The 617-nt window shown below is 49.9% G+C and carries 1 protein-coding gene; it reads right to left on the bottom strand.

Annotated features, from left to right (window positions below; all coding sequences use genetic code 11):
* Positions 1-617 (bottom strand): IS256 family transposase (locus H6B15_RS15280; protein WP_204648853.1); only part of this gene is annotated, 617 nt, incomplete at both ends.

Below are 617 nucleotides of genomic sequence, written 5' to 3'. Positions count from 1 at the left end.
ACCAGTCTGGTGTAGGCATCTGCACTGGGAAATATTCCTACCACACTGGAACGGCGACGGATCTCCCGATTCAGCCGTTCCAACACGTTGGTAGAAGAAATCTTTCTTGCATCCAACTGTGGAAAAGCATAGAACGACAAAGAGTCCTCCAAACCGTCTTCCAGGCAGCAAATGGCTTTGGGAAAACGGTGCTCGTACTGCCTGCAGATTTCTTCAGCCAGTTTGCGAGCTTGTTCTCTGGTGGGAGCCAGCCAGATAGTCTTGAGATTCTGAGCAAAGGCATCTTTGTCCTTGTGAGGAATATGCGCCAGAATATTACGCATGAAATGAACCTTGCACCGTTGCCAGCTTGCTCCTGGGAAGCCTTTACGGATAGCGGCAACAAGTCCGGCGTGTGCATCTGAAACAACCAGTCGGGGCGTACAAAGTCCTCGTTCCTGCAATCCTCGAAAAAGCTGAAGATACACTTCTTCCGACTCTTCCAACATGGGCTCTATCGCCAGAATGTCTCGCTGGCCATGCTCATCCACACCACAGACCACCAGTATCGCCATACTTACAATTCTGCCGTCTATACGAACTTTTTCGTACAGAGCATCCACCCACAAAATGGGATA

The organism is Gemmiger formicilis (assembly GCF_016900095.1).
Lineage (GTDB): Bacteria > Bacillota > Clostridia > Oscillospirales > Ruminococcaceae > Gemmiger > Gemmiger formicilis_A.
Note: the sequence above shows the minus strand (reverse complement) of the source record. Positions and strands in the feature narration are given on the sequence as shown.